The sequence below is a fragment of the Arthrobacter sp. 05T410 genome (assembly GCF_056396505.1).
The window spans coordinates 75,066-99,021 of sequence record NZ_JBFTLP010000006.1; the positions used below are offsets into that span (position 1 = coordinate 75,066).

Sequence of the window (23,956 nt, forward strand, 5' to 3'; positions counted from 1 at the left end):
GGTCACCGCATCCGTTCCAGGCCGCCCAGGCCCGGCACGGCACCCGGTACAGCGTCCGGGGCAAGGAACACCTCGAGCACAAAGTCGCGCTCCTGGTAGGTCCCGCCGCCGGCCCAGCCCAGGTGCCGCCGGGCCGCGGCGTGGACCGCGTCGCCGTCGAGTTCCCAGCCGGAAATGGGGTGCCGCCAGTGGCACAGCGCGAGGGTCCCGCCAGGCATGAGCGAGCCTTGAATCCGGTCGAACAGTCCGGCGAGCTCTGCCGGTGAGAGGTAGTAGCCCACCTCTGAAACCACGATCAGGTCGAACGATCCGTCCGGCCACTCGTTCGGGACGGTCAGGTGTCGCGTCGTCGCCGCGGGCAGGTGCGCGAGCCGCCTGGCGGCACGGTCCAGCGCGGTGCCGCTGGCATCGACGGCGAGGAAGCTTCCGCACCGCGGCGCGAGTTCCACGCTCAGGGTCCCGATGGAGCAGCCGATCTCCAACCCGGACGTGTAGCTGCTGCCGGGCAGCGCGGCGAGCGTGAGTGTGCGTTTGCGCTGCTCGTACCAGCTCGAGGTGTACTGCCAGGGGTCCTCCTCCCGGGCGTGGACGGCATCGAACACGCGCTCCGCGTCGCCCGCGGCGAAGGGCCGCCGGGACCCGCCATCCGCCCCGCCATCGCCCGGGCCGTCGCCCGGTCCATCGCCCGGCCCATCCGCCGGGGCGACCGCGGGGTGCCAGGCAAACGTCTCCCAGGTCCGCTCAAAGTGTGTCAGGAAGGCCGGGGGCAGGAGCACCTCGTCGCCCGGCAGCGCGGAGAGCGGGCGCACCTGGGACGCATGTGCCGCCATCGCGGCGGCCTTGGCCTCAAGCTCTGCCGGGCGCAGCGGCAGCCGGAACCAGCCGCGCCATGCCCCGCCGTCCGGGTCGCCGGGTCCGGTCAGGCCGGCCGCCCCGGCCGGGCCGCCACCGGCGTCCGGCGCGCCTGGTGCCGCCCATAACCAGTACCAGATGGGGTATTCGAGGAGGGCGTGGCCCGCCGCGGCGCTGAGCCCGGCGGCAACGGATCCGAGGACGTCGTGGTCGGTGTGTCCATCGGAGCGGTAGGGCGCCACGAGAACCACCTCGTCGGCGGCGCGACCGCACACGGCCGCCGCCTCCCGGACCGCGTCCCGGACCGCGGCCCGGATCTCTTCCCGGTGCCCGGCGAGGTGACCGTCGGGCAGGCCCAGGCACTGCCACGCCACGTTCCCGGCCCCGTTCCCGGCTCCGGAAAGGCGTTTCAGGGCGTCGCCGAACTCCTGCAGCCGGACCGCGGCGAGCTGTTCCGGCGTCGTCGTTGGCGAGCCGGGGTGGGATCCTTCCCCCGCCGTGCACAGCAGCACGCGGACCGTGGCGCCGACGGCGTGCAGCCGGGCCAGCAGCCCGCCAGCCCCGAGCGATTCGTCGTCCGGGTGCGCGGCCAGGACAATGAAGGCCCGGCCGGCGAGCGCCGCGTCATCCAGCGGCAGGTCCGGCAGCCTGGCGGCGGGGCTGCCGGCCCAGGCGGCCTCGGACGTCCCGGCGTCGTTGTGTGTGAAAGTCACCATGGGTTGCTTTCGGCCAGTGCCAGGGCGCCCAGCTGCGCGTCGTCGCGCATCGCGTGGTGCTGGCGGATGTACAGGGCGAGATCGGCCATCCGTTTTCCGTAGCGCTCGTCAAAGGCGAGGGGGGCCGGACCGAGATTTTGGCTCACGAGCGTCTGGACGCGTTCGACGGCGGCGGCCACGCTGCCGCGCACACGCAGGGCTTCCTGCCACGCACCGCGGTCCGAGAGTTCGCCTGCGTCGATCCTTGCGGCCGTGCCGGCCAGGTAGGCGGTGAGGGCGGCCAGCGTTCGGTCAATCTCGCCGAGGTGGGCCAGCGCAATCTGGTCCGGTTCCCGTCCGCCGTCGGCGGCGTGCCGCAGGGAGTCGGCGAAGCTGCGCGCCACGGCGACGGCGCCGCCGAGCCAGCAGGCGGCCACGCCCATGCCGCCCCACGCGAAACCCGGGCGCTGGTAATACCAGCCGGCGCCGCCGAGGGGCACGGCGGGAACGGCCTCGAAGTGGACTGTGCCGCTGGGAATCTCGCGCAGTCCCCGGCTGGTCCACTCCGGATTCGCGAAGCCCACGCCGTTCGCGTGGAGGTCGACGGCGAAGGCGGCCCGGCCTCCGGCCTCCAGATGGGCCGTCAGCACGGCATGGTCCAGTTGGGCGGCGAGCGAGCACCAGGGCTTGGATCCCTGCAGGATCCAGCCGTCTGCGGATTCCTTGGCTTCAAGCCGCAGGCCGGGCGCCTCGGCGGCGAACACACCCCAGGCCCCCTCGAAGTTGGCATCGTCGGGGTCCGGGCAGTCCCGGCCGTGCCGTGCCGCCTCGTCGCCGGCCTGGGCCAGGATCGCCACGGCATCCAGGTGTGGTTCCAGCACCCGTCCGGCGGCGACATCGACGGCGGTTACGGAGGCCAGAATCTCCCACAGGAACGCGGTCCGGCCGTCCCCGGGTTTGGGCGCCGCCGCCGCGGCCGCCTTGGCCAGCTCCAGCAGCGCCGGCACATCGCCGACGGCGTCCTGCGCCTCGGACAGCAGGGGGCAGATCGTCTCCAGGTCTGCGGCCGCGGAGCTGATCCGGACAGGTAGGGGGTGGTGGGAAATGGGGATCCCGTTCATTTCGGCTGCCTGTGTTCCTTCGGGCTGGGCGGATTCGGGCTGGGCGGATTCGGGCTGGGCCCGGCCACGTGGCTGAAGTCCTGCGCGTCCGCGGCCGCGCCGCCATCGCTGGCGCCGTCGACAAGTAATCTAAGCATACTTAGCACTTGGGGGTGGCCGGGGGCTGCACGGGGTCGGCTGCCACCGGCGCGTTCGCCCCGGCGGACAGTCTCTTGCGCCTAGCGGACGATCGCGAGGGCGAAGCCGTCCCAACCTTTCGAACCCACGGTCTGGATCACGGTGCCGTCCAGCCGCGGGTCATCGCCCATCATCTGGAGCGTGCTGATGATTCCGGGGGCGTTGACCGGGTCCATCGACGCGTCCAGCACCGCACCCTCCCACACGACGTTGTCCACCACGATGGTGGTGCCGGGCCGGCCAAGCCGGATGGCCCAGTCCAGGTAGTGCGGGTTGTTTTCCTTGTCGGCATCGATGAACACGAAATCGAAGGGCGGCCCGGCCTCGCTTTCCAGCTCGGGCAGGGTGTCCAGCGCCGCGCCGACCCGGATCTCCACCTTGTGGCCCAGCCCGGCGTCGTCAACGTTGGTCCGCGCGACGCGGGCGTGCAGGGGGAGGTATTCACAGGTGACCAGCCGGCCGTCGTCGGGCAGTCCCTGGGCCATCCAGATGGTGCTGAAGCCGGCCAGCGTGCCGATCTCCAGGACGTGGCGCGCACCGGAGAGCTGGACCAGCAGTTTCAGGAGTTTGCCGGCGTTGGGGGCCACTTCGATGGCCGGCATGCCTGCCTCAAGTGCGCTGGTCACGGCGCGCTTGAGTGAACGGTCCGGGCGGACCACCGCGTCGGAGAGGAAGTTCTCGACGGCGACCCAGCCGGGGGCGGACTGATGCTCGATCATGCCCCCAGTGTTCCAGCCGTCCGCGCCCGGCGGTACCCCCGCGGGCGCGCTTTTCCCGCCCGGATTTCGGCGTGCGGTCCGACTCAGTACACCTGGTTTCCCGGCCGGGTTGGAATCTGCGGGCCGGTCCCGCCGGCGCCCTGCCCGTCGATGGCGTTTTCCAGCCGTTCCACCTTGCCGGTCAGCTCGCCGCTGTAGCCCGGCCGGATGTCCGCCTTGAGGACCAGCGAGACGCGCGAACCGTAGGCGCCCACCGCGTCCGTGGCCCGCTTGACGACGTCCATGACCTGGTCCCAGTCGCCCTCGATCTCGGTGAACATGGAACTCGTCCGGTTGGGCAGGCCCGACTCCCGGACGATCCGCACCGCGGCCGCGACGGCGTCGTGCACCGACGCGTCGCCGGGCGCTTGCCCGTTGGCGGGGTCACCGGAGGGTGCTACGGAGAATGCGACCAGCATGTGGTGGTTCCCTTCACTCAGTCAGGACACCGGGGGCGAAAACTTCCGGGCTGTCCGGCACCAGTCTTTCACGCGATTCAAGCCCGGCAGCGGCCGGGCGCACCTCCGCCACCGTCACATAAGTCACTACCCGCCGGTAACAGGTTCGCACACCCTTCGCGTTGCTACCCTAGGCAAATGAACCGGGCAGTAGACCGCAGGCCGCTCCGCGCAGATGCCGCGCGCAACGTGGACAAAATCATCGCCGCGGCCCGCCAGTGCTTCCGCGAGCACGGCCCCGAGGTGCCGCTGCAGACCATTGCCGTCACCGCCGGCGTGGGTCCCGCCACCCTTTTCCGGAATTTCGCCGACAAGGAAGAGCTGGTGCTCGCTGCCCTGAACCAGCAGCTCCGGCTGCAGGTGGACCCGGCCATCGATGAGGCCCTGGCCGATCCTGACGCCGCCGCAGGGCTCTTTCGGGTCATCGATGCCACGATGCATGTCGCCAGCGAAGAGGCCAACCTGCTGGGAGCTGTCGCGGGCCGGCGCGGGCTGCTGACCGGGATTACGGGTGGCCTGATTGAATCCATCGCCGTGCTGCTGGGCCGGGGCCAGGGGCAGGGCACCCTGCGCAGCGATATTTCCATGACGGACATGATCCGCCTGCTGGCCATGCTGATCGGCGTCGTGGACACCATGGAGCCGGGCTCCGACGCGTGGCGCCGGCCCGTGGCGCTGGTTGAGGACGCCATCCGGACGGAGCGGCCGGACCGGGCGTTGCCGCCGCAGGCCCCGCTGACGGGCACCGCGTTCGACGCCGTTCTCGGCTAGCACCCATAAGCGCCGGATCCTGCAGGTGCCCCGACAGTCCGGTGCCCGGCGCTAGTCTTCGGCCGGCTTTTCCTTGGCTTCGAGAAGGTGTTGCTGAAGCTTCTCTTCGGCTTCCCGACGGCGGCGGGACATTTCGCGCATTTCCCGGGTGGACTCAGCCCCGCCGGAAACATACGGCTCGTGCTGCTTGGTGCGCTGATCCTTGCGCGGCTCCGCGGCCTGCTGCTCCGCGGCCTGCTCGTCGGCAGCCTCCCGGCCGGCAGCCGGCAGCTCGCCGTCGTGTTCAGTCATGTTCGAATGCTCCCATGCGATCCCGGCACCAAGTAGGGACTAAAGACCGTTCCGGCGGCACCCACAGCCCATCCGCGCTCCAGCGCGGTCAGGCGTTCCACTGGCGGGTCAGTCCCAGCCGAGCAGCCGGAGCCCGGCGGCCGCGGCCGCGCCGGCGATCACCACCACCAGGAACGGCGCGCGCAACCACAAGGCGATGCCAGCCGCCGCCAATGCGCCCAGCCGGGCGTCCAGGACGAGCGACTGGCCGGAGGCGACAGCATTGACCACCGTCAGGGACGCCAGCAGCCCGATTGTCATGGTCCCGGCAATCCTGGACATCCGCGGGTTGCGGAGCAGACTGGCCGGCACCAGGTAACCGAGCAGCTTCCAGGCGTAGGCGAGCAGGCAGGAGAGCAGCAGCCACATCCAAAGATTCATGCGTCGTCTCCGGGGCGGTCACCGCGGGATTCGCGGGCCGGGTCGTGGTGGTGGTGCACGTGGTCCTCCGCGTACGGATCGACGTCCGGTTCCAGGCCCTCGTCGCTGCGGCCGTGGCTGAACCAGCCGATCCCTGCCGCGACCACGGCGGCGACGAGGATAGGCACTCCCGGGGGCACGAACGGCACGGCCAGCACGGTGGCCAGCGCGCAGACCACCGCGATGGCCACAGGTTCCCTGCCTTTCAGCCGCGGCCAGAGCAGGCCAAGGAAGGCCGCCACGGCGGCGCCGTCCAGTCCCCACTGTTTGGGATCCCCGAGCGCCCCGCCGGCCAGTGCGCCGAGGGCGGTGAACAGGTTCCAGAGGACAAAGACGCCGATTCCGGCGGTCCAGAAGCCGCGTTTCTGCTCGTCGGGGTCCGTCTGCCCTGTGCTGGTGGCGGTGGACTCGTCGATGGTCAGCTGGGCCGCGGCAAACTTCCGCCACCCGCGCGGCTGCAGGAGGGCATTGATCTGCATGCCGTAGATGCCGTTGCGCATGCCCAGCAGCGTCGCGGCGCCCATCGCTGCGACGCCGGACCCGCCTCCGGCCACCACACCGATGAAGGCGAACTGCGAGCCGCCGCTGAACAGCAGCAGGCTCAGTGCCATGGTCTGCCAGAAATCCAGGCCCGAGGTTACGGACAGCGCACCGAAGGAGACGCCGTAGAGACCGGTGGCGATGCTGATCGACAAACCGATCCGCACCGCCGGTGACTGCAGGATTTTCACGGGCGCCGGTTCCGCCGCGTCAAAGTCCAGGCCCATGCGATGAGGGGCGCCTGGAGCGGGAGCCGCAGGGTGTGCACGCGTCGCCGGCGCGGCGAGCCCTCCGGCCCGTAGGCTTTGCGCAGGGCATCCACGTGGCCGGCGAGGAAGGCGGCGAACATCGCCGTGACGCAGCCCGCGGCGGCCCTCCGGGTGGCCGGGACCAGGAGCCCGACGGCGGCGGCGGCTTCCAGCAGCCCGCTCACTGCCACCCATTCCTCACGGGACAGGACGGCCAGGGGCCCGTTCGGCTGCTCGCCGGAGTCGTCCCGGCACAGGAAGTCAGGTACCACCGGGTGGAAAAATTCAGGCTCGCGGAAGTGCTTGGCGGCACTGGTGAGCAGCAGCGCGCTCATCGCTGCCGCGGACAGCGTCTGGACGTCCAGGACGGGCCGGCGAAATGGCATGCAACAACTCAACCACAGCGGCCACGCCGGCCGTAATCCGCCCGGGACTCGGGGGATGTGAAGATGTCAGCCCAAGATTCGTGTGGCAGCCAGACGGCTACCGTGGGGGCCGGCTGTCCGCCATGAGCTGGGAGAGGACCTGGGCGGGCCAGTTGGTGGTGATCTCCTGGATCCCGAGTTTCCGGCACCGTTCGACGTCGTCCTCGGTGTCGACCGTCCACACCCGGCACCGCAGCCCCGAGGCGAGCCAGCGCTGAACGGCCGGGGCGTGCGTGCGGACGTACCCGATGCCGGGGCCGGCAATGCCGGCCTCGGCCGTCGCCAGGATCCGTTCCCCCTCAGCCTGGGCGGCCTTCATCACGTTGGCCAGCGCCCCGCCGGTCAGGGCACCGAGGCCCAGTTCCTCCCGGATGTCCGCCACATTGACGTCATCCACGAGCTGGCAGACAGCCGCGGCCGGTACGGACTCCAGGAGGTGTTTTACGGAGTCGGGGCTAAAGCTCATGAAGGAAACCGTGATGTTCTCCAGCATCGACGTCCGCGGATCCCAGCCCTGGGCCCTCAGGACCTCGAGGGCCCGGTCCTCGAGTCTGAGCTGGTACGGGCTCGGGTGTTTGAACTCGATCGCCAGCCCGATCCCGCGGCCGGCCGCACGCAGGATGTCGAGCAGGTCCGGCAGGGTCAGGAACTGCCCGGACTTGGCGCCGTAGGCCTCCGGGATCCGGGCTCCCTTCCAGGAGGAGAAGTCCAGTTCCTGGAGTTCTTGCAGGGTCCGGTCGGCCACCTGGCCGGTGCCGTCCGAGGTGCGGTCCAGGGTGGCATCGTGCAGGAGCACCACGTGCTGGTCCCGGGTCAGGTGGACATCGCATTCGAAGCCGTCGGCGCCGTCGGCGATTGCCTGCAGGTACGCGGCCCGGGTGTGCTCGGCGAAAGTTCCGCTGGCGCCGCGGTGGGCATAGACCAAAGGCCGGGCGGCGGCAGGCTCATCAGTGGTCATGGTGCCACGTTAGCGGACCGTCCGTTTCCGTGGCGGGCTAGGCTGGGCTCATGCAGGTGAATACTGAGTCAACCTCCCTGACCGGCGCCGCGGGACGTCCGGGCGGCGCCCGGCCGGACGGTCCCCCCGGGCAGCGTTCCGCTGCCTCCAGCGACGTCGAGAAGGCCGCGGCGCTGCGCCGGATGAAGCTCCTGGCCCTCTCGCTGCTGGCCGTCATGGCGGTGATCTTCATCGTCGCGTTCGCCCTGCAGAAGCAGTATCCGGGGCTCGAATACGTCCGCGCCGCGGCCGAGGGCGGCATGGTCGGGGCCCTCGCGGACTGGTTCGCCGTCACGGCCCTGTTCAAGTACCCCATGGGCATCAAGATCCCGCACACCGCGATCATCCCCCGCCGCAAGGACCAGATCGGCGCCTCGCTGGGCGAATTCGTGGAAACCAATTTCCTCTCCGAACAGGTGGTCCAGGAGAAGCTGGCGTCCGCAGACATTGCGCGCAAGGCCGGCGCCTGGCTGTCCAGCCCCGGCGGCCCGGACCGGGTCGCCAAGGAGGGTGCCGCCGTCATCCGCGGCGCGTTCAAGGTCCTCAACGACGACGACGTCCAGGCCGTGATCGAGTCCATGGTCCGCAAGCACCTGCTCACCCCGCCGTGGGGGCCGCCGGTGGGCCGCCTCGCCGAGCGGATTTTCGACGACGGGCACCACCATGCGCTGGTGGACCTAATGGTGGACCGCACCGTGGACTGGGTGCGGGACAACCAGGAGACGGTCAACAGGCTGGTCACCGACCGGTCCCCGACGTGGGTGCCCTCGTTCGTGGACGGGCTGGTGGGCGACAAGGTGTACGTGGAGATCCTCAAGTTCACCCGCGCCGTGCAGTCCGACCCGCAGCACCAGGTCCGCCTCTCGATCGACAAGTACCTCAAGGAACTCGCGCAGGACCTGCAGCATGATCCTGTCATGATCGCCCGCGCCGAGGGCATCAAGGCCCAAGTGCTCGGCGACCCGGAGGTCCGCGAGCTCGCCTCCCGCACCTGGGACACCATCAAGACGGCCCTGCTCACCGCCGTCGATGACCCGCACAGCGAACTGACCGTCAAGTTCAAGGCGGCCGTGCATGACTTCGGCACCCGGCTGCTGGTCGATCCCGAGCTCGCCGGCAAGGTGAACGCCTGGATCGGCGACGCGGCCGGCTACCTCGTGAAGACCTACCGCTCGGACATCGCGGGGGTCATCACGGACACCGTGGCCCGCTGGGATGCCGACGAGACGTCGCAGAAGATCGAACTGCAGGTCGGCAGGGACCTGCAGTTCATCCGGATCAACGGCACGGTGGTGGGCGCACTGGCCGGGCTGGCCATCTTTACGCTGGCCACCCTGCTGTTCGGCTAGCTGGGCCCCGCTCCGCGGCACCGGCTAGGCGGCCGCGACCTTGGCCTTGGTCCTGCCGTGCATGGCGAAGATGGTGAAGACAAGCGCCGCGAGCGCTGTGGCGACGAGCAGCAGCAGCCCGATCGCGTAGCTGTGCGCCGCGGCGTCATAGGTGGCGCCCATGATCAGCGGCGGGAAGTAGCCGCCCAGGCCGCCGGCCGCGCTGACCACCCCGCTGATGCTGCCGACCTTGCCCTCCGGCGCGAGGACCCCCACCCAGGCGAATACCCCGCCCGTGCCCAGGCCCAGCGCCGCCGCCATGGCGACGAACGTCAGGCCGGCGGGGACGTCGCCGTCGGGTTGCAGGTTCACCACCCAGGCAAGGACGGCGACGCCGGCGAGGGCAGCGATCACCACTGGCTTGGGACCGATCTTGTCGGCGAGTACGCCGCCCACCGGCCGCGCCAGCACGGCGGCGAGCGCAAACCCCGCGGTACGGGCGCCGGCCGCGCTGGGATCGAAGCTGTAGACATCCCGGAGGTACGTGGGCAGATACGTGGCGAAGGAAACGAAGCCACCGAAGAGGACTGCGTAGAGGAAGCACAGCTTCCACGTGACCGGGGTCTTCGCGGCGTCGATCAGCTTGGGCATCACGGGCGCGTTGCTGCGGGTCCAGCCCGGCGCCTCCTTCAATCGGAACCAGATGATGGCGGCCATGACCGCCAGAATCGCGGCGATCAGCAGGTGGGTGGGAACGTAGCCGATGGCGGCGACAAGCCGGGGGTTCAGGAAAGCGGCCAGGGCCGTTCCGCCCATGCCCGCGCCGAAGACGCCGGTGGCGAAACCCCGCCGGGCGGGCTCGTACCAAGCGCTGACGAAGGGGATCCCGACGGCGAAGACGGTTCCGGCGACCCCCAGCAGCACGCCGGCAGCCAGCACCAGGGCGAAGGAGTCGAGGCTGCCGCCGACGGCCACCAGCAGGATCGGGACGATGGAGGCCAGGAGGACAAAAGTGAACATGGCGCGGCCGCCGTACTTGTCCGTCAAGGCGCCGACGACGATCCGCCCCAGCGAGCCGACGAAGACGGGCATGGCCACGAGCACACCGGTGGTGGCCGGATTGAGGTGCAGATGCTGGGTGTAGTACGCGCTCAGCGTGGCGATGGAGTTCCAGGCCCAGAAGCACACCACCGAGGTCGAGGTGGCGAGCGTCAGATTGAGCGCCCGGCCCGCAGGGGCGGCGACGGGCGGGGACACTGCTCCGGCCACGGCGGTCTCCTTCCTTGTTGATCAAAGCAGTTCAGCAAAGCAGTTCAGCAAAGCGGTTCAGCAAAGCAGCTTCAGCGATGGCACCGGGTCACCGGTTCCTGGTGTCCCGGTCCCGGGTTCCGACGGCGGACCAGCCCCGCCGGGCGCCGGCCGTGGAGCTCCGGGCGCCGGCAGCGCCGGCTGTGCCTTTGGCCCCGGCGCCGCCGGTGTCCCGATCCCGGGAGCGGTAGACGATGTAGGGGCGGAAGAGGTAGTGGAACGGGGCCGTGAAGGCGTGGACCAGGCGCGTGAACGGCCAGATCACGAGCAGCGCCATGCCTACCAGGGTGTGCAGGTGGAAGGAGAACGGGGCCGCGGCCATCGCCGCGATGTCGGGCTGGAAGATGAACAGCGAGCGGAACCACGGGGCCACGGTCTCGCGGTAATTGTGCCCGTGCTCGCCCTCGAAGACACTCGCCAAGGTGGTCCACAGCCCGAACACGATGGCCGCGGTGAGCACCACGTACATGGTCTTGTCATTGCCGGTGGTGGCCATGAAGACCGGCCCGGTGGTCCGGCGGCGGTAGATCAGCAGGAGGATCCCGCCCAGCGTTCCGACCCCGGCGATCCCGCCGACCAGCAGGGCGTTGAAATGGTAGAACTCCTGGCTCATCCCGGCCGCCTGGGTCCACGCCATCGGAATGACCAGGCCGAAGAAGTGACCGGCGATCACGGCGAGCAGGCCAAAGTGAAACAACGGGGACGCAATCCTCAACAGCCTGGACTCATAGAGCTGGGAAGACCTCGTGGTCCAGCCGAACTGGTCGTACTTGTAGCGCCAGAGAAGTCCGCCGACCAAAACCACCACCATGACGTACGGCAGCACGCCCCACAGCACGATGTCCAGTGCGGTGAGTCCGACGGCGGATCCGGGTTCCGCTTCGAATGCCAGCATGCTCAGGCCCCCTTCACGGGCAGCAGGCGCGGATCGTACGGGTCCAGGCCCACGGCCTCCGTGGGCGGGCCGTAGCCGGCCATCCGCATGACGGCCTGCTCGTCCGCCGGGGATTTCCCGGGCAGCGTGGCGCAGACGGCCTGCAGGATCCGGGCGTGCGGCAGCTGGTCCCGGAGCAGCCCGAAGCGGAGCATCTCCAGGCTCGCCCGGAAGCGCGTCAGCAGTTCGCGGCCGGCCTCGAGGTCCACCAGCGCGGCGTATTCGAGGACCATCGGGAGGTAGTCGGGCAGTTCGCCGTGGGTGTCCACCAGGATGTCGCTTTGCCGGTAGGTCTTCTTGAAGTTGCCCAGAACCTCGCCGCGGCGCCGGGTGTCCCCATCAGTCCAGTAGGACAGGTGCAGGGCGTGGCGCTTTCCGAGGTCGAACTCGCGCACGTACTGGGACTGGAGCTGGATCGGCGGCGTGGACTCCAGCTGGTCCAGGACCGCAACGAAGTCCGCCGTGGCGCCGGGGAACTCGGCCAGCGCGGCCCGCATCAGCGGGACCCGGCCGGTCAGTTCCTCGTCAGGGTAGGACAGGCACCAGGCCGCGGCGAGGTAGAGGACCTGCTGGCGGCGGGTCATGGCTGCTCCCCCGCCGGAGGGGATTCCGCGGGGCCCGCCGGTTTCGGCGGCGGCGGTTCCGCCGGAGGCGGTTTTTCCGGAAGCAACGCCTTTTCCGGAAAAAGCCCGGAGGGCGCTCCGGTGCCGTCCCAGTTCAGCAGGTTCACCCTGCCGCGCAGGGTGGTTTCCCCGGGCGCGGAGCCGGAGGTCTGCCGGTCCCGGAGGGCGTTGAAGGTTTCCACCGCCACGGGGACGGGCCGGCCGCTGGCTTCGCCGAAGTGGGCGGTATCCTGCATGCCCGGGCCGCCCTCGAAGTCGAGCGAACAGCCCATTTCCTCGAGGTCGTGGGCCTGCTCCACGTGGGCCTTCGGGATGACGTAGCGCTCCTCGTATTTCGCGATCGCCATCAGCCGGTACATCTCGTACATGCTCTGGCTGTCCATCCCCACGGCCTCCGGGATGGCGTCGTCCGGGTCGTCGCCGAGGCTGATGCCGCGCATGAAGGAGCGCATGGCGGCGAGCTTCTTCAGCACCGCGGTCACCCGGTCCGCGTCGCCGGCGGTGAAGAGTTCAGCGAGGTATTCCACCGGGATGCGCAGCGCGTCGATGGCGCCGAAAAGGTTGCCGGTGTCCTCGCCGTCGTGGCCCTGGTCGCGCAGCAGGTCCACCACGGGTGAGAGCGGCGGCACGTACCAGACCATCGGCATGGTCCGGTATTCCGGGTGCAGCGGCAGCGCCACCTTGTAGACCTTGGCCAGGGCGTAGACCGGCGAGCGCCCGGCGGCGTCGATCCAGTCTTCGGGGATGCCCTGGGCCCGGGCCTCGGCCTGGACGGCGGGGTCGTTCGGGTCCAGCAGCACGTCCATCTGGGCGTCGTAGAGTTCCCGGGGGTCCGTGACGGCGGCCGCGCCGGTGACGGCGTCGGCGTCGTACAGGAACAGCCCCAGGTACCGCAACCGGCCCACGCAGGTCTCGGAGCAGACTGTCGGGAGCCCCACCTCCACCCGCGGGTAGCAGAAGGTGCACTTCTCGGCCTTGCCGGTCTTGTGGTTGAAGTAGATCTTCTTGTAGGGGCAACCGGTGACGCACTGGCGCCAGCCGCGGCATTTGTCCTGGTCCACCAGCACAATCCCGTCCTCCACCCGCTTGTAGATCGCGCCGGAGGGGCAGGAGGCCATGCAGGAAGGGTTCAGGCAGTGCTCGCAGATCCGCGGCAGGTAGAACATGAAGGTTTGTTCGTACGCGAACTTGATCTTGTCCTCGGATTCCCGCCGGACCTTCTCCACGATCGGGTCCAGGTGGCCGTTCTCGGCGGAGCCGCCGAGGTCATCGTCCCAGTTCGCGGACCAGGTGATCTTGGTGTCCTCCCCGGTGATCAGGGACTTGGGCCGGGCCACCGGGAAGTCGTCGCCCAGCGGCGCGTCAACGAGGGTCTTGTAGTCGTAGGTCCATGGCTCGTAGTAGTCCTTGAGCTCGGGCTGGACCGGGCTGGCGAAGATCCCGAAGAGCTTCTTGACCCGGCCGCCCGCCTTGAGCACCAGCTTCCCGCGCTTGTTCAGCGCCCAGCCGCCGTGCCACTTCTCCTGGTCCTCGTAGCGGCGCGGATAGCCCTGCCCGGGCCGGGTTTCGACGTTGTTGAACCAGACGTATTCGGTGCCGGCACGGTTGGTCCACGCCTGCTTGCAGGTTACGGAACAGGTGTGGCAGCCGATGCATTTGTCCAGGTTCATGACCATGCCCATTTGGGCCATGACACGCATCAGTACTGCACCTCCTGGGAACGACGCCGGACGGTGGCCACCATGTCGCGCTGGTTTCCGGTGGGGCCAAGGTAGTTGAACGCGTAGGCGAGCTGGGCGTAGCCGCCGATCAGGTGCGAGGGCTTGACCAGCAGCCGGGTCACGGAGTTGTGGATGCCGCCGCGCCGCCCGGTGGCCTCGGACTTCGGCACATCGATGGTGCGTTCCTGCGCGTGGTGGACGTAGACCACACCGGCCGGCATCCGGTGGCTGACGATCGCCCGGGCCACCAGGACGCCGTTGATGTTCAGGCACTCCACCCAGTCGTTGTCCTTGACCTCGATGGCCGCCGCGTCGGCGGGGCTCATCCAGACCGTGGGCCCGCCGCGGGAGAGCGAGAGCATCAGCAGGTTGTCCTGGTATTCGGAGTGGATGGACCACTTGGAATGTGGCGTCAGGTAGCGGACCACCACCTCCATGGACCCGTCCTGGCCGAGCCTGGGTTCGCCGAAGAGCCGGTGCATGTCCAGCGGCGGCCGGTAGATCGGCAGCGCCTCGCCGATGTCCCGGATCCAGTCGTGGTCCAGGAAGAAGTGCATCCGGCCGGTCAGGGTGTGGAAGGGCTTGAGCCGCTCGACGTTGATGGTGAAGGGTGCGTAGCGCCGGCCGCCGGTCTCTGAGCCGGACCATTCCGGCGAGGTGATCACCGGAACCGGGCCGGCCTGGGTCTGGGCGAAAGTGATGTATTTTTCTTCGGAGCCCTCGGCCAGGTCCGCCAGTTTCCTCCCGGTGCGGATTTCCAGGTCCTTGAAGCCCTGCACGGCCAGCGCCCCGTTGGTGGTGCCGGAGAACGCCAGGATGGCCTCGGCCATCTTCGCGTCCGTATCGATCGCGGGACGGCCGTCCGCGGCGCCGCCAAGCATCACCCCGTTGGAACGGCTGAGCCGGTCCAACGGGCCGGCAAGTTTGTACGTGACGTTCTTGACCGTGAAGCCCAGTTTGTCCGCCAGCGGCCCGACGGCGGCGAGCTTGTCCGCGATGGCGGTGTAGTCCCGCTCGACGACGGAAAAAATGGGCATGTTCTGACCCGGGACCGCCGGGACGGACATGTCCCGCCAGTCCCGCACAATCCCGCCGGGCTGGGCCAACTGGCCGGGCGTGTCGTGCTGCAGCGGCACGCTCACCAGGTCCCGGCGGACGCCGAGGTGGGTTTTGGCCTGCCGGGAGAACTCCTGGGCCAGCAGGTGGAAGGTGTCGAAGTCCGTCTTGGTCTCCCACGGCGGGTCAATCGCGGGGGTGAAGGCGTGCACGAACGGATGCATGTCGGTGGAGGACAGGTCGTGTTTTTCGTACCAGGTGGCGGCCGGGAACACGACGTCGGACAGCAGGGTGGTGGAGGTCATCCGGAAGTCCGCGGAAACCAGCAGGTCGAGCTTTCCTTCGGGCGCCTGCTCATGCCATTTCACATCCTTGGGCTTGAGCCCCTCGGCATGGTCCTGGCCCAGGACATTGTTGTGGGTTCCCAGCAGGTTCCGCAGGAAGTACTCGTTGCCCTTGGCCGAGGAGCCGAACAGGTTGGAGCGCCACAGCACGAGGGTCCGAGGCCAGTTTTCCGGGGCGTCCACGTCCTCGATCGCCGGGTTCAGGGTGCGGCTCTTCAGGGCATCGGCGATGTAGCCGGCGGCGTCCGTAGCGGTGCCGGCGGCGACGGCCGCCCCGGCTTCGTCCGCGAGGTCCAGCGGGTTCCGGTCGAACTGCGGGTAAAACGGCATCCAGCCGAGCCGGGCGGACTGGGCGAGGGCATCCGCGGTGTGCATGCCGTCCAGGGCCCCGGTGGAGAGCGGGGACTTCAGCGCATCCGCGGAGTAGCCGTCCTGCCGCCACTGGTCCGTGTGCATGTACCAGTAGCCGGTGCCGATCATGGTCCGCGGCGGCCGGGACCAGTCAAGGGCGTTGGCCAGCGACAGCCAGCCGGTGACCGGCCGGGTCTTTTCCTGGCCGACGTAGTGCGCCCAGCCGCCGCCGTTGCGGCCCATGCAGCCGGTCAGCATCACCAAGGCCAGCACCGCCCGGTAGGTGGTGTCGCCGTGGAACCACTGGCAGATCCCGGCGCCCATGATGATCATGGACCGGCCCTTGGACTGTTCGGCGTTGCGTGCGAATTCGCGGGCCACCCGGATGCAGGCCTGCGCCGGGACGGAGGTGATCTCCTCCTGCCAGGCCGGAGTGTAGGGCGTCGCGGCGTCCTCATAGCCGGCGGCCCACTCCCCCGGGAGCCCGTCGCGGCCGACCCCGTACTGGGCCAGCATGAGGTCGAAGACGGTGGTGACCAGCTGGCCTTCCAGCTCCAGGACGGGAACACCGCGCCGGAGCACACTACCGTCCCCGCCGGCGTCCTCGAAGCACGGCAGCAGGATCTCGGCGCTTTCCGTTGAGACTTCCCGGAGGGACAGCGCCGGTTCGATCGCTTCGAGGTCCAGGTTCCACTTGCCCTCGCCGCTCTCTGAGTAGCGGAAGCCCATCGAGCCATTGGGGACCGCCGGCAGCCCGGTCTTCTTGTCGAACAGGACGGTGCGGAACGCCGCGTCCTCGGTCAGCGACTCGGCGGGAAGGTCCTTGGCGGTGAGGAACTTGGCCGGGGTGAGGGAGCCGTCGTCGCGCCGTTCGAGACGGACCAGGAACGGCAGGTCGGTGTACTGGCGGACGTAGTCGGCGAAGAACGGCACCTCACGGTCGACGAAGAATTCCTTGAGCATGACGTGCCCCATCGCCATGGCCAGCGCGGCGTCGGTTCCGGCCTGTGCGGGGAGCCATTCGTCGGCGAACTTCGTGTTGTCCGCATAGTCCGGGCTGACCGTGACCACCTTGGTGCCGCGGTACCGCACCTCGGCCATCCAGTGCGCGTCCGGGGTGCGGGTGACGGGGACGTTGGATCCCCACATCATCAAATACCGGGCGTCCCACCAGTCCCCCGATTCCGGGACGTCGGTCTGGTCCCCGAACACCTGCGGGCTGGCCACGGGGAGGTCGGCGTACCAGTCGTAGAAGGACGTCATCACCCCGCCGATCAGCTGGATGAAGCGGGTCCCCACGGCGTGCGAGACCATGGACATCGCCGGGATGGGCGAGAAGCCGGCGCAGCGGTCCGGGCCGTAGGCCTTGATGGTGTTCACGTGCGCGGCGGCGGCGATTTCGATCGCCTCCTGCCAGGAGACCCGCACCAGGCCTCCCTTGCCGCGGGCGCGCTGGTAGCGGCGGCGCCGCTCGGGGTCGCCCACGACGTCGGCAAAGGCCAGCACCGGGTCACCCAGCCGGGCCTTGGCCTCGCGGTACATCTCGACGAGGACGCCCCGCGCATACGGAAAACGCACCCGGGTGGGTGAATAGGTGTACCAGGAGAAGGCCGCGCCGCGCGGGCAGCCCCGCGGCTCGTATTCCGGGCTGTCCGGGCCCACGGAGGGGTAGTCGGTCTGCTGGGATTCCCAGGTGATGATGCCGTCCTTGACGTACACCTTCCAGGAGCAGGAGCCGGTGCAGTTCACCCCGTGCGTGGACCGGACCACCTTGTCGTGGCTCCAGCGGTCCCGGTAAAAGATGTCGCCCTTGCGGCCACCCTCGCGGAACACCGCCCTGCCGTCGTCGGTCTGGTCCCATTTCGTAAAGAATCGGCCCAGCTTCAACATTGCATCCGAGGCGGGCCCGTCCAGCCCCGCCGCGTCTCCGGCAGTCATTCCTTCAAGCTAGGGTGCCCCTTCTGGCCGGAACAGGGCCTTAGGACACTGTGGCGGGCCCGGGTCCGGGCGGCCCGGGAGCTGCCCGGCCGGCCCCGCGGGTCGGGGCTCGCGGTTCAGGCGAAGCTCTCCAGCTCGACGCCGGCAGCCTCCAGCGCCGCACGGATCGCGGCCGCCGCGGCAACGGAGCCGGCGGTGTCGCCGTGGAGGCACAGCGACTGCGGCTCGATCCGGAGCACGGTGCCGTCGACGGCCTCGATTTCGCCCTTCGTGGCGAGCCTGACCGCCCGCTCGGCAACCTGTCCGGCGTCGAGCATCATTGCTCCCACCTCGGTGCGCGGCACGAGGGTGCCGTCGGGGAAGTAGGCGCGGTCGGCGAAGGCCTCGGAGAAGACGGGGTGCCCGGCTTCCTTGGCGATTTCCAGCAGGGCTGAGCCGGGGAAGCCGAGGACGGGCAGTCCGGGATCGTAGGCCTGGATGGCGGCGATCACGGCGGAGGCCTGCTCGCCGTCGTGCACGGTGCGGTCGTAGAGCGCCCCGTGCAGCTTGACGTAGTCCACCGAGGCGCCCACGGCATGGGCCACGCCGTCGAGCGCCCCGAGCTGGTAAAGGACCGCGCCGAAGAGATCGTCAAAGGTCATGTCCAGCGAGCGCAGGCCAAAGCCGGCCAGGTCCGGGTAGCCGATGTGGGCACCGACGTTGACGTCGAGCTCGTACGCCGCCCGGCAGGTGTCCAGCATGGTCACGGGGTCCCCGGCGTGCATCCCGCAGGCCACGCTGGCGCTCGTGACCAGCGGAAACATCGCGGCGTCGGCGCCCTTGGTCCAGGTCCCGAAGGACTCCCCCAGGTCAGTGTTCAGATCCAAAACGTGCCGCCGTCCTTCGTTGAAGCCTTCGGGGCGCCGCTGCCCTGAGTGCCGCCGCCCTGGGTGCCGCCGCCCGGCTGCGCGTCCAGGGAAGTTTCGTAGAGCGCGGCCGGCCCGGTGGTTTCCGCAAGGGCCTGCAGTTCTCCCGGAATCGTGTCCGGGATGGGCCCGAATGCTTCCTTGGCGTTCGCGACGACCGCATGGCCCATCACCCGGTTGCCCACGCCGCCTACGACGGCGCCGATACCGAAGGGCAGGGCACGGCCCAGCCAGGCTGTGCCCTGGGTCTTGAGCAGGGAGCGCAGGAACATCGTCTGGATCTTGGCCCGCACTGTACCGAAGCCGGCGAGGGGGACGCGGCGGGTGAAGGCCGCGGTCCAGGCCTGGGTGGGCCCCTTGCCCCGGCCCGCCGCTTGTCCGCTCAGCGAGCTCAGCAGCTGGGTGCCTTCCTCGCCCAGCATGACCGCCATGACCAGGGTGCTGGCTCTGTCCGGGTCCACCATCCGGATGCCGTGCAGTTCAGCAAGGGCCGTGGAATACAGTGCGGTGGCTTCGAGGAACCCGACTGCTGCGGCGGCCGAGAGACCCAGTGCGGCCGCAGTTCCGACGCCCGGAATCACGGCAGCCCCGCCGACCAGCGCACCGCCGCCGGTGACGGCCAGCAGGTAGTCGCGCTCCAGGATGGCGGCGAGCTGCGCCGCGGTGGCCTGCGGGTGCCTGCGCTGAAGCCTGCGGATATTGGCCAGCACCAGCGGCCGCTGGACTTCAACCGCCCGCAGGAGCACCTTGTGCAGACCGGGCCGGGGCTGGCCGGCGGCGTCGAACATCGCGCTGTGGGCTGTTTCCTGGGCAATCTTCATTGCCGGGTTGCTGCGCTTGGCCATGATCGCCTCTCGTCGGAACCATAAAACTAAGTGCACTTAACACTACACACGGGCAGGCAGGCGGGGTCGCCGCTGCGCCCCGGAGGGGTCCAGCCCGGCCGCGCGGCTGGCTACTAGACTGGGCCCATGCCCGCCCTGCGAGCCCTCCGCCCCTTCGCGCACCGGGAGTACCGCGTGCTGATCACGGCGCTGGCCATCTCCATCTTCGGTTCCGGGATGTGGGCCGTCGCGATGGTCTACGAGGTGATCCACCTGGGCGGCGGACCGCTGGAGCTTTCGGTCGTGGCCGCGGCGGGCAGCGTCGGGCTGGTGACGTTTCTGCTCGCCGGCGGCATCGCCGCGGACCGCGTGCCCCAGCGGCTCCTGATCATCGCGGTCGAGGGCGCCAACCTCGCCGTCGTTGCCACTGTCAGCGGGCTGGCCCTGGCCGGCTTGCTCGAGCTGTGGCATCTCGCGCTGGGGGCCTTCGTGCTCGGCGTCGGGGCTGCGTTCTTCTTCCCCGCCTACTCCGCCATCCTGCCGCGGATCCTGCCGCCCGAGGACCTGCTGGCGGCCAACGGCCTGGAAGGCACCATGCGGCCGCTGTTGCAGCAGGCCGCCGGACCGGCCGTTGCTGGCATCCTGGTGGCGGCCCTGTCCCCCGCCTACGCCGTCACCGGAGTGGCGGCCTGCCATCTGGTGGCCTTCTGCATCCTGAACCTCCTCCACCGCCAGCCAGCGGCGGGAGTCCCGGTCAGCGGCGAGGCTAACGAATCTGGCCAGCCGCGGGCCAAGACGTCCCTGCGCCACGACCTCCGCGAGGGCGTCAGCTACACCGTCCGGACGCCCTGGCTGCTGTGGACCCTGCTCTGGGCCTGCATTTCGGTGCTGTTCCTGATCGGCCCCATCGAGGTCCTGATCCCCTTCGTGGTCCGGGACCAGCTCGGCGGGGACGCGCGCATGTTCGGCTTCCTGCTCGCCATCATGGGCGTGGGCGGTGCCGCAGCCTCGCTGGCCACGGCTTCTTTTCCCCTCCCGCGCCGCTACCTCACCGTGATGATGGTGTCCTGGGGAGCGGGAAGCCTGCCAATCGCCGCCGTCGGAATCATGGACAGTTTCTGGGCCGTGGCCGCCGCCCTCTTCATCTTCGGCGCCACCGGCGGCGTGGGCATGGTGATCTGGGGAACCTTGCTCCAGCGCCGGGTGCCGCCGCATCTGCTGGGCCGCGTCTCGAGCCTGGACTTCTTTGTATCCCTGGCCCTCATGCCGGTCTCCATGGCACTCGCCGGGCCGGCCGCCGAGGCGCTGCCGGTGTGGCTGATCTTCCTCGTCGCCGGGACCGTGTGCCCGGCGATGGCCGTCGTCGCGATGGTCGTGGCGCGGATGCCTGCCGATGAACTGGCCCACCCCCTCGCCGGCGGTGAGGAGCCCGCCGGCGGTGAGGAACCCGCCGGCGGTGAGGAACCCGCCGACGCCCCGGCCTCTGCCGAATCCTCCGGACCAGGGCAGCCCGGCCCAGACCAACGCGGGGTCACCTAGCGCCCATGTCCGGGGGGATCATGGGCGATAGGTGACCCCGCGTTGCTTCGGCGGCGGTTTAGACTGCGGCGCGCACCACCGGGATCGACGACGTCGGAAGGCCGCTGGGGAAGATGGTCGGTTCCGGGACGGTGACGGGCGCCAGCGGGACCCGGACCGGGCCGCCGTCGACCGTGAGCAGTTCCCCGCGCACGTCGACCTCCAGCGGCGCGCCGTCGCGGACGGTCAGGCTGATCGAATCCGGTTCGAGCCCGACGTGCAGGAGCCTGCCCTGGATCTTCAGGTGGAACTCGAGGCCGTCCCATTCGGCAGGCAGCCGGGGGTCGAAGTACGGCACAGCGCCCTGGTCCCGCAGCCCGGCGAAGCCGCTGACCAGCGAGCTCCACACCCCGCCGGTGGAGGCGATGTGGACGCCGTCGATCGTGTTGCCGTGGGTGTCGTCGAGATCGATGAACAGGGCGTGGGTGAAGTGGTCCAGCGCGGCCTTGCCGTAGCCGACCTCGGCCGCCATGATGCCCTGGACGCAGGCGGACAGCGTGGAGTCGCCCGTGGTGATGGGGTCGTAGAAATCGAAGGCGCGGCGCTTTTCCTCGGCGGTGAAGTCCTGCCACTGCAGGAACATGGCCAGCACGGTGTCGGCCTGCTTAAGGACCTGGTGACGGTAGATCACCAGCGGGTGGAAGTGCAGCAGGAGCGGGTACTTGGACCGGGGCGTGGTCCAGTCCCACGGTTCCAGGGTCATGAAGTCGTTGTCCTGGGAATGGACCTGGAGGTCCTCGTCGTAGGGCAGCTGCATGCGGTTTGCTGCCTGCTCCCAGAGCTGGCGTTCGGCGTCGTCGATCTCCGGGTGGTCCAGTGCCGCCGCGGCGCGCAGGTTGAAGCGCGCCATGACGTTCGTGTACAGGTTGTCGTTGACGACGGCGGTGTACTCGTCGGGACCCGTGACGCCGTGGATGTGGAACAGTCCGTCCTTGCCGAAGAAGCCGAGTGAGACCCACATCCGTGCAGTCTCGATCAGCAGATCGGAGCCCAGGGTGGCCTGGAACCCGGTGTCCCCGCTGGCCCAGATGTACCGGTTGGTCGCGAAGGCGATCGCGGCGGCGATGTGGAACTGTGCGGTGCCGGCCGCGTAGTAGGCGCTGGCCTCGAGTCCGTTGATGGTGCGCCAGGGGAAGAGGGCGCCGTCGACGCTGAGTTCCTTGGCGCGGATCTTCGCCTCGGGCAGGAGGTCGTGGCGGAATTCCAGGACCTGGCGGGCGTTGCCCGGGTTCGTGTAGGTCAGGTAGGGCAGCAGGTACACCTCCTGGTCCCAGAAGTAGTGGCCGTCGTAGCCGGAGCCGGACACGCCCTTGGCCGGGATGCCGGCCACATCGGCGCAGGCCGTGGCCTGCGCGAGCTGGAAGAGGTTCCAGCGCACGCCCTGCTGGAGCTCGGTCTGGCCCGCAAGGACGATGTCGCTTGTGCTCCAGTAGGCGCGGTAGTGGTCCTCGCTCTCGGCGAAGATCTCGCTGACCGGCTTGAGGCTGGCTTCGGCGTTGTCGGCGAGGTCCTCGGCGGCCTGGCCCACGGCGTAGCTGACGCTCTTCTCCAGCACGAACGGTGCGTCCGCGCTGACGGCGAGCACGTAGCGCACGCTGCTGTCGTCCTGGTCCACCTGGGTGTCGAACGGCTGCACGCCGGCCGAGGTCCAGTGATCCACGGCCATCCCGAGCCGCTGCTTGGATTCCGAGGCTTCCCAGGACAGGCGCAGGGAGCCGTCCCCGCCGTCGAGCCGCAGGGGCAGCAGCACACGGCCGGCGTGGCGGCCGGCGCGGCGCGGATCATGGGCGGAGTGGTCCTCCACCGGCTGGTCCTGGCGGTTGATGACCGAGGACGTGACGTCCGCGGAGATATCCCGGTCGGCCGCCACTTCGAGGCTGATGCCCAGCGCCCCGCGGGTTGCGTAACCGACGGCGCGCCGTTCGGTGGTGGTCACCGTCGCACCGGAACGGCACTGCCAGGTGATCCGGCACTCGTAGATACCCGTGGCGAAATCCACCGAGCGGCGGTAGTCCAGCACGGTGGACTCCTCCAGGCTCAGCGGCTCGCCGTCGATGATGACGGTGAAGTTGTTGGCGTCCGGGACGTAGAGGATCCGCTGGCCGGTGCGGGCGAAGCCGTACGCGTTTTCCGCGTGCTTGATGTCCCAGGTCTCGTGGAAGCCGTTGATGAAGCTGCCCGGAAGTTCGGCGTCCGCGGCACCCCAGTGCGCGCCGCGGATGCCCAGGTGCCCGTTGCCGAGGCTGAACAGGGTCTCCAGGGTGCCGGCATTGCCGGGGAGGTGAACGGTCTCGACCAGCTGCCAGGGATCGTTGGGGAACCGGGCGCGGTCCGAGGTGATGAGAGCCATGGTTTAGGGGGTTCCTTCGGCGGGAGTGGGCAGTGGGCTGGGCGGTGGGGTGAGCGGGCCGGGCTAGAGCAGTTCGGCGAGGTCGTTGACCACGACCGTGGCGCCGGCGTCGAGCAGGGTCTGCCGGCCGGCGCCGCGGTCGACGCCGATCACCGAGCGGAAGTCTCCCGCGCTGCCGGCCTGGACGCCGGAGACGGCGTCCTCCACCACGACGCACTCCTGGCTTGGCAGGCCCAGAAGCCGCGCGGCGTATTCGTAGGTGGCCGGGCTGGGCTTGCCGGGCAGTCCCTCGGCGACGGCGACGACGCCGTCGACCACCACCGGGAAGTAGTCGGACAGGCCGGCAGCCTTCAGCACGGCAGGGGCGTTGCGGGAAGAGGAGACGACGGCGAGCTTGAGTCCGCGGGCCAGCGCGGCCTCAACCAGCCGGACGGAGCCCTCGTACGGCTGGACTCCGCCGGCCTCGACGATGTCGTTGAAGACCTTGTTCTTGCGGTTGCCGAGTCCGTGGACGGTGTCATGCGCGGGCTCGTCGTTCACCGGGCCCTCGGGCAGCACAATCCCCCGGGAGGCCAGGAAGTCCCGGACGCCGTCAAACCGCGGCTTGCCGTCGATGTGGTCGAAATAGTCGCTCTCACGGTAGGGCTCAGCACCGGGGACCGAGGCCAGGAAGCCGTCAAAGAGCTGCTTCCAGGCGTGCTCGTGCACCACGGCGGTGGGGGTCAATACGCCGTCGAGGTCAAAAAGGATGGCGGTTGCACCGGAGAGCGCACCGGCGAGGCCGGAGGTGTCGGGAACTACAGTCATGAGTCGAGGTCCTTTCAGACGACGGGCAGGCAAGACGGTTTGGTCAAAGCGATGGTCTAAGGCAGGCAGTTCAGGGCTGCTCTGTTGGGGGCCGTTC

Annotated in this window: 21 protein-coding genes; 3 read left to right on the plus strand and 18 right to left on the minus strand. The window is 69.5% G+C overall.

What is annotated here, in order from left to right; translation table 11 throughout:
- Nucleotides 1-2: 2 nt before the first annotated feature.
- From AC1DFR_RS10535 to AC1DFR_RS10550, 4 genes are all read right to left on the minus strand, one after another.
- Nucleotides 3-1,568 carry a PIG-L family deacetylase gene (locus AC1DFR_RS10535; RefSeq protein ID WP_476873281.1) on the minus strand — a complete coding sequence of 522 codons (1,566 nt, stop codon included), beginning with the start codon at nt 1,566-1,568 and terminating at the stop codon, nt 3-5.
- A complete protein-coding gene (locus AC1DFR_RS10540) occupies nt 1,562-2,668 on the minus strand; it encodes an acyl-CoA dehydrogenase family protein (protein ID WP_476873282.1) in 1,107 nt (368 codons plus the stop codon). Before AC1DFR_RS10540 ends, AC1DFR_RS10535 begins: the two co-directional genes overlap by 7 nt.
- A gap of 218 nt (nt 2,669-2,886) precedes the next feature.
- Entirely contained in the window at nt 2,887-3,564 is a 678-nt protein-coding gene (locus AC1DFR_RS10545) for an O-methyltransferase (protein WP_476873283.1), read from the minus strand.
- 83 nt (nt 3,565-3,647) lie between these two features.
- Nucleotides 3,648-4,022, minus strand: coding sequence for a thiamine-binding protein (locus tag AC1DFR_RS10550; RefSeq protein WP_476873284.1), 375 nt, complete (start codon nt 4,020-4,022; stop codon nt 3,648-3,650).
- Nucleotides 4,023-4,199: 177 nt separating this feature from the next.
- On the opposite strand from AC1DFR_RS10550, the gene AC1DFR_RS10555 reads away from it, so the two are divergent.
- The gene (locus AC1DFR_RS10555) at nt 4,200-4,832 is read left to right on the plus strand and encodes a TetR/AcrR family transcriptional regulator (RefSeq protein ID WP_028275272.1); all 633 of its coding nucleotides are present in this window, start codon (nt 4,200-4,202) and stop codon (nt 4,830-4,832) included.
- A 51-nt stretch (nt 4,833-4,883) separates the two neighbouring features.
- Here the strand turns inward: AC1DFR_RS10555 and AC1DFR_RS10560 are convergent, their stop codons facing one another.
- From AC1DFR_RS10560 to AC1DFR_RS10580, 5 genes are all read right to left on the minus strand, one after another.
- Complete coding sequence (locus tag AC1DFR_RS10560) at nt 4,884-5,123, minus strand: hypothetical protein (protein ID WP_223914633.1); 240 nt, start codon at nt 5,121-5,123, stop codon at nt 4,884-4,886.
- Between the two features lie 108 nt (nt 5,124-5,231).
- Nucleotides 5,232-5,543 (minus strand): AzlD domain-containing protein, encoded by a 312-nt coding sequence (locus AC1DFR_RS10565; protein WP_230008482.1) that lies wholly within the window; start codon nt 5,541-5,543, stop codon nt 5,232-5,234.
- Entirely contained in the window at nt 5,540-6,349 is an 810-nt protein-coding gene (locus AC1DFR_RS10570; RefSeq protein ID WP_476856157.1) for an AzlC family ABC transporter permease, read from the minus strand. Before AC1DFR_RS10570 ends, AC1DFR_RS10565 begins: the two co-directional genes overlap by 4 nt.
- Nucleotides 6,310-6,756 carry a DoxX family protein gene (locus tag AC1DFR_RS10575; protein ID WP_476873285.1) on the minus strand — a complete coding sequence of 149 codons (447 nt, stop codon included), beginning with the start codon at nt 6,754-6,756 and terminating at the stop codon, nt 6,310-6,312. The genes AC1DFR_RS10570 and AC1DFR_RS10575 overlap by 40 nt, the downstream gene beginning before the upstream one ends.
- Before the next feature lie 97 nt (nt 6,757-6,853).
- Nucleotides 6,854-7,753, minus strand: coding sequence for a glycerophosphodiester phosphodiesterase (locus AC1DFR_RS10580; protein ID WP_476873286.1), 900 nt, complete (start codon nt 7,751-7,753; stop codon nt 6,854-6,856).
- Between the two features lie 50 nt (nt 7,754-7,803).
- Between AC1DFR_RS10580 and AC1DFR_RS10585 the strand changes: the two genes are divergently transcribed.
- Nucleotides 7,804-9,141: a DUF445 domain-containing protein gene (locus tag AC1DFR_RS10585; RefSeq protein ID WP_476856156.1), complete on the plus strand. Its 1,338-nt coding sequence runs from the start codon at nt 7,804-7,806 to the stop codon at nt 9,139-9,141.
- 24 nt (nt 9,142-9,165) lie between these two features.
- On the opposite strand, the gene AC1DFR_RS10590 is transcribed toward AC1DFR_RS10585, so the two are convergent.
- The 7 genes from AC1DFR_RS10590 to AC1DFR_RS10620 all read right to left on the minus strand — a co-directional run bounded on the left by AC1DFR_RS10590 (nt 9,166) and on the right by AC1DFR_RS10620 (nt 19,145).
- On the minus strand, nt 9,166-10,389 hold the full coding sequence (locus AC1DFR_RS10590; RefSeq protein WP_476873287.1) for an MFS transporter: 1,224 nt from the start codon (nt 10,387-10,389) through the stop codon (nt 9,166-9,168).
- A gap of 88 nt (nt 10,390-10,477) precedes the next feature.
- Nucleotides 10,478-11,323, minus strand: a complete 846-nt coding sequence (gene narI / locus AC1DFR_RS10595) for a respiratory nitrate reductase subunit gamma (protein ID WP_476873288.1) — start codon at nt 11,321-11,323, stop codon at nt 10,478-10,480.
- A 2-nt stretch (nt 11,324-11,325) separates the two neighbouring features.
- The gene (gene narJ / locus AC1DFR_RS10600; protein ID WP_476849859.1) at nt 11,326-11,946 is read right to left on the minus strand and encodes a nitrate reductase molybdenum cofactor assembly chaperone; all 621 of its coding nucleotides are present in this window, start codon (nt 11,944-11,946) and stop codon (nt 11,326-11,328) included.
- Nucleotides 11,943-13,685: a nitrate reductase subunit beta gene (gene narH, locus AC1DFR_RS10605; protein WP_476873289.1), complete on the minus strand. Its 1,743-nt coding sequence runs from the start codon at nt 13,683-13,685 to the stop codon at nt 11,943-11,945. The genes narJ and narH overlap by 4 nt, the downstream gene beginning before the upstream one ends.
- Nucleotides 13,685-17,395, minus strand: a complete 3,711-nt coding sequence (locus AC1DFR_RS10610; protein ID WP_476870176.1) for a nitrate reductase subunit alpha — start codon at nt 17,393-17,395, stop codon at nt 13,685-13,687. Before AC1DFR_RS10610 ends, narH begins: the two co-directional genes overlap by 1 nt.
- 116 nt (nt 17,396-17,511) lie before the next feature.
- On the minus strand, nt 17,512-18,261 hold the full coding sequence (locus tag AC1DFR_RS10615; protein WP_476873290.1) for a 5-oxoprolinase subunit PxpA: 750 nt from the start codon (nt 18,259-18,261) through the stop codon (nt 17,512-17,514).
- Nucleotides 18,252-19,145 (minus strand): hypothetical protein, encoded by an 894-nt coding sequence (locus AC1DFR_RS10620; protein WP_476870177.1) that lies wholly within the window; start codon nt 19,143-19,145, stop codon nt 18,252-18,254. The genes AC1DFR_RS10615 and AC1DFR_RS10620 overlap by 10 nt, the downstream gene beginning before the upstream one ends.
- A gap of 126 nt (nt 19,146-19,271) precedes the next feature.
- Between AC1DFR_RS10620 and AC1DFR_RS10625 the strand changes: the two genes are divergently transcribed.
- On the plus strand, nt 19,272-20,663 hold the full coding sequence (locus AC1DFR_RS10625) for an MFS transporter (protein ID WP_476873291.1): 1,392 nt from the start codon (nt 19,272-19,274) through the stop codon (nt 20,661-20,663).
- A 58-nt stretch (nt 20,664-20,721) separates the two neighbouring features.
- On the opposite strand, the gene AC1DFR_RS10630 is transcribed toward AC1DFR_RS10625, so the two are convergent.
- A complete protein-coding gene (locus AC1DFR_RS10630; protein WP_476873292.1) occupies nt 20,722-23,052 on the minus strand; it encodes a glycoside hydrolase family 65 protein in 2,331 nt (776 codons plus the stop codon).
- A gap of 63 nt (nt 23,053-23,115) precedes the next feature.
- Nucleotides 23,116-23,859: an HAD family hydrolase gene (locus AC1DFR_RS10635; protein ID WP_223914646.1), complete on the minus strand. Its 744-nt coding sequence runs from the start codon at nt 23,857-23,859 to the stop codon at nt 23,116-23,118.
- Nucleotides 23,860-23,956 lie beyond the last annotated feature (97 nt).